The 6,833-nt window shown below is 33.9% G+C and carries 9 protein-coding genes; all 9 read right to left on the reverse strand.

The window, feature by feature from the left end; all coding sequences use genetic code 11:
- Nucleotides 1-380 precede the first annotated feature (380 nt).
- Entirely contained in the window at nucleotides 381-1,427 is a 1,047-nt protein-coding gene (locus EHS15_RS15895; RefSeq protein ID WP_135761579.1) for a hypothetical protein, read from the reverse strand.
- A gap of 196 nt (nucleotides 1,428-1,623) precedes the next feature.
- Complete coding sequence (locus tag EHS15_RS15900; protein WP_135761580.1) at nucleotides 1,624-2,490, reverse strand: type I restriction enzyme HsdR N-terminal domain-containing protein; 867 nt, start codon at nucleotides 2,488-2,490, stop codon at nucleotides 1,624-1,626.
- Between the two features lie 401 nt (nucleotides 2,491-2,891).
- Nucleotides 2,892-3,542 (reverse strand): hypothetical protein, encoded by a 651-nt coding sequence (locus EHS15_RS15905; RefSeq protein WP_135761581.1) that lies wholly within the window; start codon nucleotides 3,540-3,542, stop codon nucleotides 2,892-2,894.
- Between the two features lie 178 nt (nucleotides 3,543-3,720).
- Complete coding sequence (vapC, locus tag EHS15_RS15910; protein WP_100787887.1) at nucleotides 3,721-4,119, reverse strand: type II toxin-antitoxin system tRNA(fMet)-specific endonuclease VapC; 399 nt, start codon at nucleotides 4,117-4,119, stop codon at nucleotides 3,721-3,723.
- The gene (gene vapB, locus EHS15_RS15915) at nucleotides 4,119-4,349 is read right to left on the reverse strand and encodes a type II toxin-antitoxin system antitoxin VapB (RefSeq protein WP_135761582.1); all 231 of its coding nucleotides are present in this window, start codon (nucleotides 4,347-4,349) and stop codon (nucleotides 4,119-4,121) included. The genes vapC (EHS15_RS15910) and vapB overlap by 1 nt, the downstream gene beginning before the upstream one ends.
- Before the next feature lie 248 nt (nucleotides 4,350-4,597).
- Entirely contained in the window at nucleotides 4,598-5,002 is a 405-nt protein-coding gene (gene vapC / locus EHS15_RS15920; protein WP_135761583.1) for a type II toxin-antitoxin system tRNA(fMet)-specific endonuclease VapC, read from the reverse strand.
- A complete protein-coding gene (locus EHS15_RS15925) occupies nucleotides 4,999-5,229 on the reverse strand; it encodes an antitoxin (protein ID WP_135761584.1) in 231 nt (76 codons plus the stop codon). The genes vapC (EHS15_RS15920) and EHS15_RS15925 overlap by 4 nt, the downstream gene beginning before the upstream one ends.
- A gap of 356 nt (nucleotides 5,230-5,585) precedes the next feature.
- Nucleotides 5,586-6,008, reverse strand: coding sequence for a hypothetical protein (locus EHS15_RS15930; RefSeq protein ID WP_135761585.1), 423 nt, complete (start codon nucleotides 6,006-6,008; stop codon nucleotides 5,586-5,588).
- Nucleotides 6,001-6,732 (reverse strand): hypothetical protein, encoded by a 732-nt coding sequence (locus EHS15_RS15935; protein WP_135761586.1) that lies wholly within the window; start codon nucleotides 6,730-6,732, stop codon nucleotides 6,001-6,003. Before EHS15_RS15935 ends, EHS15_RS15930 begins: the two co-directional genes overlap by 8 nt.
- Nucleotides 6,733-6,833 lie beyond the last annotated feature (101 nt).

Raw genomic sequence — 6,833 nt, forward strand, 5'->3', positions numbered from 1 at the left:
TGAAAACTTTCCTTAAATCATTGAAGTCATTAAAATTAGTGTTTTTAACGATTTTAAACCAGCTTTTTAGGGAAGACCCGGAGTTTGGATATTTTCTAATGAAATCATCCAATTGCTTCCAGCTGATAATGTGCACCAAGGGTAGAATATCTCAAAATGAGATATTTGTCAATATCTTTTTTTTACACATTAATGTCAAAAAGATTTTTGCGATTTCGTATAACGAACTAGGCTTACCGACGTTGGCTAGACTGGCATGACGCTTGCTTTTGCAAGAGGAGTGACAGTAGCCAATGTGGTGTAACCCAAGCAAGGGTGAGCGGAGCGAATCCCGCAGCGACGCGGTAAGCCGTAGTTATGCGTCGGTTTTTTTTGTTTTGCTAAATATAGACTCTTAGAATGTTGCATATTGTTTTAATATTTGCGATATGCTGGTTTACGGATGCTTCTTCTACATTACGTTGTCCATTATGTATTATATTTTGCCTAAGCATAATTGCATTCTGGCATTGTCTTATTAGCTCTGTTGGTAGCTCATTTTCCTCTAATAGTAGTGGTAACAAATAGCCAATTGTTGCACTAAATCCGCAGTGTTCGATCTGGTTTTTTAAATTTTTTGTATTGAGTCTTTCGTTAAATTTTTTAGCTAAAAGAGCATTAGCTTTATCAGAATTTTTGAATTCTGATATTACTATTTCTAGAGCCGTTACTGCATCAATAATTGAATTTCTTAGATATCCATTTCCAGCTAATTGTTGAGCTGTTGAAAATAGCTCCCCAACGAGTGAAGTTTTTTGATCACTTAGAACAAAGTTTTTAATATTGTTCCATTCATCTTCTTTGATATATGCTTTCTGATCAGGCGTTGTTACTTTTATGACATTTTTACGATTAGGCTGAAATCGGAACCAGTTACTATTGTCTATTTTTGCTTTAGCTTGGGTTCTAATGTAAACTTGTGAAATTAAGTTCAAGTTGAGTTCAAAGTTTCGTAGCCAGTATTGGCCTTTGTTATTTCTGATATACGATATTAAACGATTGTAAAGATTGATTGTATTGATGATGATTTTTGATCCTAAAGTTTCCATACGTTCATATCTTTCATCGCTTGGATTCTCTTTAGGATTTGGTAGTGATTGACTTTCGATAAACTGGACAAAATCCTTAGGTAAATTATTGATGATGATAGTTGCATTAATATAGTGAGCTAGAACGTTTACTCGTTTAGGAATATCTTCTTTTGTTGGCCTGGATGCCCACCATGTTGATTCAATTTCAAACCAAAGATTAATTTCCATCTCCTCTTTAATCGCATTTATTCCATTTTCTTTTCCTATTGGCAGCCAATGAGAGAAAGTTAAAGCGGGAGCTCCTACTAGATGATCTACCTCAATTGGAATTTTTAATTGAATCTCTAATACAGGCAATATTTTCCCTTCAAACTTTTATAAGATAATTTTTCACTCTCTAAGTCTTAAAAACTGACGCATAACGAACTAGGCTTACCGACGTTGGCTAAACTGGCGCGACACTTGCCTTTTGCAAGGGGAGTGACAGTAGCCAATGTGGTGTAACCCGAACGAGGGCGGCTGTGCCGTCCCGAAGTGAAGCGGTAAGCCGTAGTTATGCGTCGGTTTTTGGTGTTTCTGTAGTAGTTTGCTCTGATTGGGGAGCAGGTACTTCTATTGGAGGTGTCGCCGTAGGTGTAGGACTACTTTCCTTAGATTCTTTCTTTGATGATGTATTTACGTTCCTAATGTAATTGTTTGCAGCCTTCTGAATTTTCTTCTTTGCTTCAAGAGCTTTATCTCCCTCGAGAAGATCTCTTTTTATGACATCCGCTTTTAAAACAGCTTCAATTTCTTCATTTTCGATCTTAACTCCAGGAGTGACTCTTTTTAATTCTCTTTTTATAACATCAAGAATTGTTTCCGTAAGCAACATTTGACCAATATAATATTTACTTAGAGCTTGTTTTTGTGAATGATATTCATCTAGTAGAGATTTTCCTAATGCTTCTTTGCAAAGATAGTAGATTGGCTCCAGTTGATCTTCATTCTTTGGATTGATATTGAGAAAATTGATTTCATAGACTAATTCTTTATCAATAGGCTTAGCGAAAGTGATTTTATAAATTTGCCAAATAATGCCATTAGAAAGAATAACCCATTCGATACCAGAATTAGCACCATAATCAACAGCTTGCTTGATATGATCATCTTTCAGGTCAAGACCGATTGCTTTTACTTCGAGCAGTAATTTAATTTTGCCATCAATTTTGATGGCTAAGTCACAGAATGTCTTTTTTATAACATGTTCAGTAGTGATTTCCGAATATTTATCGTATCCGAAGACTTCAGAAAGGATATCTGTAATAATTACGACAGTATCAGATTCATTAACATCTCTGGTTTTAGCAGAACTAAGGACTGGTTGAAATTTTTTAATAGAGTTTGTTAGTCTTTCTTGAACTTTTACAGGTATTGGCATTTTTTCCTCATATTGATTGATTATTGATAAGAGCTTTATGATTTTTTGAGCTTTCGTATATCACATACTTAAAGCTTTTTATTGTTATTTTTGGTTTGTGAGACAGATTATAAAAACTGACGCATAACGAACTAGGCTTACCGACGTTGGCTAAGCTGGCACGACACTTGCATTTGCAAGAGGAGTGACAGTAGCCAATGTGTCGTAGACCAAGCGAGAGCGAGCTGTGCGAGTCTCGCAGCGAAGCGGTAAGCCGTAGTTATGCGTCGTTTCCTTTTTTTCAAAGAGAAGAAAGTGGAAATGGTAAGACGATCCAGATATGGTCGTTTATGCCAAGCAAAGCTTTTATTAATTATTTTTTAAAAGTTGATCACGAAATGATAGAGCTTTTAGAGATTTCATTAATGCGGTTGAATTATATTTTTCTCAATGGCTTGTTCATATATGTCTCTTGAAAAAGCTCTAAAAATTAATCCAAGATCATGAATTTCATTTTCATTAAAATCTATTTGAGTAGACACTGGTTTTTGTAATTTTTCTGAAAGTTTATGATCATATCGCCTCTTATTATGAATCAGGCAATTACGAATTAAAAATCCTGTTTGTATTTTGGAAATATTCTCTTTTGAGATAGAGAATCCAAATTTTTGGATCAGAGTTTCCATTACTTCAGTAATACTTTTGTAAAAAAGATCGTGGATTTCGTTATCTATAATATAATTTAGTATTTCCTCGTATGTGCTAGTTGTCTTTATAAAATCTATTTCTATTTTTCTATTATTTGGTAATGAAGCGGGATTTTGTCTGTATAATGTGCGGAAGAAATCTTGTAGGAAGTTTTCGAAGTAAGAGCAACCCAAGATAGTTGTAGAATCGAGAATTTGCTCTTTGTATTTTAGATAATTAATTTCTCCTTCATCACCTTCCCCCCAAAGAAGGAAGTGATGAGGAAGCTTTGTGTATATTTCTTCTCTTGAGAATCTCAATAATATAATTAATGAATTTAATTTTTCAATAAAATCTGTAAGTATATCTTCGGAATTTTCATTCATAATGTAAGTTTAGGAAATGACGCATAACGAACTAGGCTTACCGACGTTGGCTAAGCTGGCGCGAAGCTTGCGCTTGCAAGAGGAGTGACAGTAGCCAATGTGGTGAAACCCGAGCAAGAGCGAGCTGTGCGAGTCTCGCAGCGAAGCGGTAAGCCGTAGTTATACGAAGTGGCGATTGTTATAAAGACCAATCTTCAATTTTCAGATTTTTAACTCTCTTAAACTCTTTTGTATTATTAGTAATAAAAGTTAGATTTCTTGAAATAGCTTGAGCAGCTAGTAAAGCATCGACAGAGCCAATCAAATTACCTGATTTTTTTAGATCAGCTTTAATTAATCCAAAAGCTTGCGTGTCTTTCTGTTCGAATGGTAATATTTCGAATATGGATAGAAATTCGATTAAAGAGAGTCTATTTTTTTCCTTTTGTTCACTATTTTCTACACCAAATTCGAGCTCAGCTAGAGTTAACGAAGAAATGAAAATTCCTTTGTTATAGTTATTCTTTATCTTGTTAAGTAGAGCTTGATTTTTCTTTTTTATAAGAAAAATACAAATATTTGTATCTAAAAGAAACATTAAAAAGTGTCTCTTTCTGATTCAGGTAATTCGCTCCTTCCTTCTTTTAAAAAATCGTCTGTAAATCCATTCAGACCATCGAGAAAAGCATTCCAAGCCTTGTTTTTTGGAACAAGAATGACAGCATCTCCAAGCTTTTGTATAAAGACCTCTTCGCCTTTAAATTGAAATTCTTTTGGAAGTCGGACAGCTTGACTTCTCCCATTTAGAAATATTTTGGCAGTTTGCATAGACCTAGAACCTTACTGGAAAAGTATATACCGTGATATATTCTTAGTCAATAAAGATTTTTTCTTAATTAATCAGAATTTCGCCATTTCGTATAACGAACTAGGCTTACCGACGTTGGCAGACGGCACGTCTTCTTGCTCAGCGAGAAGCGTGACGGAAAGCCAATGTGGCTTCAGCCCGAGCAAGGGTTTGCGAAGCAAATCCCGTAGCGAAGCGGTAAGCCGTTGTTAGCCGATGGTCAGCAAGGTTAATGAATCCAATTTTCTAATTGGATTTCTTTGATTCTCTTGAATTCTTTTTCATTATTAGTAACAAGAATGAGTTCTCTTGCAATTGCTTGAGATGCAATTAGTAAGTCATATGGTCCGATGACTTCGCCTTTCTTCTCCAACCTAGTTCGAATATTAGCAGCTACATTGCTATCACTTCCATCAAAAGAAATGATATTAAGATACCCAAGGAAATCTTCTAATAGTCTCAAATTTTGTTCATGCCTTTGGCTCTTTTCAACTCCATATCGTAATTCGAATTCCGTAATTGAGGAGATAAAGATATTATCTAGGCTAATTTTCTTAAATTTTTTTAGAACAGTTTCGGGTTTTTTATTAATGATATAGATACAAATATTTGTATCTAATAAATATTGGCTCATAAGTTTTCACGTTTATCGAAGTCATTAGGCTGATTTCTTTCAATTTCGATGTTGTCAGGAAACTGCCCTAAGATGCTCCAGAGCCTATCAACAGCATCATTGATAGGAGATAAAATGACATTTGCTCCGTCTTTTCTGATATAGACTTCCTTGCCGCTAAATCTGAATTCTTTAGGAAGTCTGATGGCTTGGCTATCACCGTTTTTGAATAATTTTGCTCTATTCATAATAATATATATTATATAGTATATATTATTATGTCAAGCTACGGAATAAAAAAAGTCAGACTTTTTCATTCTGATTTAGCTAAAAGAATTTGGAAATCCTGGCAATTTACTTTTTTTTACTACCTTCTGTCCGTCTTTATTTCACAATATTCTTGAGCAATATAAATTGCTGACTTTCGGCTAACGAACTAGACTAACCGACGTAGGCTGGCCCTGAGTCCCTGAAGGGGACGTTAGGGATTGGCACGACGCTTGCGCAAGCAAGAGGAGTGCCAAAAGCCTATGTGTCGTAGACCGAACGAGGGCGCCAGTCCCGAAGTGAAGCGGTTAGTCGCTGTTATGCGAAGGCATTTTTATTAAATATCTCTATAATAAATATCGATTTCATGGTAAATACCTTTTGAATAGAAAAGATCAATTGTTTCCAGTCTTACTGTATGATATACCAGTGCTTTAATTTGAAGAGATAGTGTTGAATGACCGGACGGAATTAAATATATTTTTTTCCAGGATTTCTCTTTTAATTTATTCAATACTCCTTTGAGAATAGTTTTATAGGTTAAAATTATAGAATCTTTGCTGCTAAAATCTAAATTTCCTTCGGAAGCTATAAATATATCTCCATGTAGGTATTCTGTCGGGGTAAAGTGATGAGTTTTATTTGCAATAATTGTCAAAATTTCTCCTTCATTTTCTTTAATTTTTTCAGTTAATAACTCTACTAATTTATTTTCACCGAAAATATTTATATAATCGTTTAAGATTTGTAAATTATGCATTTAAGAACCCGTTTATATCTTTTTTGAAGAAATTATACATGGGAGATTCTAAGGTGACTTTAATTGCGGGTATTTTCGTAAATACTCCTTTCTGGTTAGTATAGAATTTAATCCAGACGTAATTATCAGTTAAAATAAAAGAGTATTTTAATATTGATTTATGAGGTATTAATTTTAGATATTCTCTATTTAATTCGGTGGCTTTTTCGAAGAGATTTTTTAATTTCTGAATTTGATCATTAGGGTTTGAGTTAGTTGATTCGTTATTTTGAAGAAAAATTGAAGCCTCTGAAGTTGGATCTAAATAAAGAATAGTAGTGTGCAATTTATTCCTACTCCTTTCTATAATTGTAGAGTGATGTGTTTCTATAAATCTTGTAGAATAATGGAAGCCAATTATGAGTACTTCTGATTTTAAAAAATCTTCTGAGTTAATCTCTTTAGAATCATTTGTTGCACTTATAATTCCAGATTCTTTTATCTTTAAAGACCCAAGAACACCAATAAATATTTTTTCAAAAAATAAATCTTGAAAAATTGAATCAAAAAAGAACTGCATAGTTGGTACAATTATTAGAAAAACACCTATATTAGATAATACTTGGTTGATATTAATGTTTTTTAATATTGTATTTTGATCAATTATCAATGACATTGTATACATTGCAAAACCGATTAACGCAAAAACCAACATAATCAAGGTTCTTTTTAATTTTTTAGTCATTTTTTATTCCTTCAATGTAAATGCTTTCGCATAACGAACTAGGCTTACCGAAGTCCCCTGACCCTGAGTCCCAAAGGGACGTTAGGGACTGGCACAGAGCT

Source organism: Leptospira idonii (genome assembly GCF_004770995.1).
Classification (GTDB): Bacteria; Spirochaetota; Leptospiria; order Leptospirales; family Leptospiraceae; genus Leptospira_A; species Leptospira_A idonii.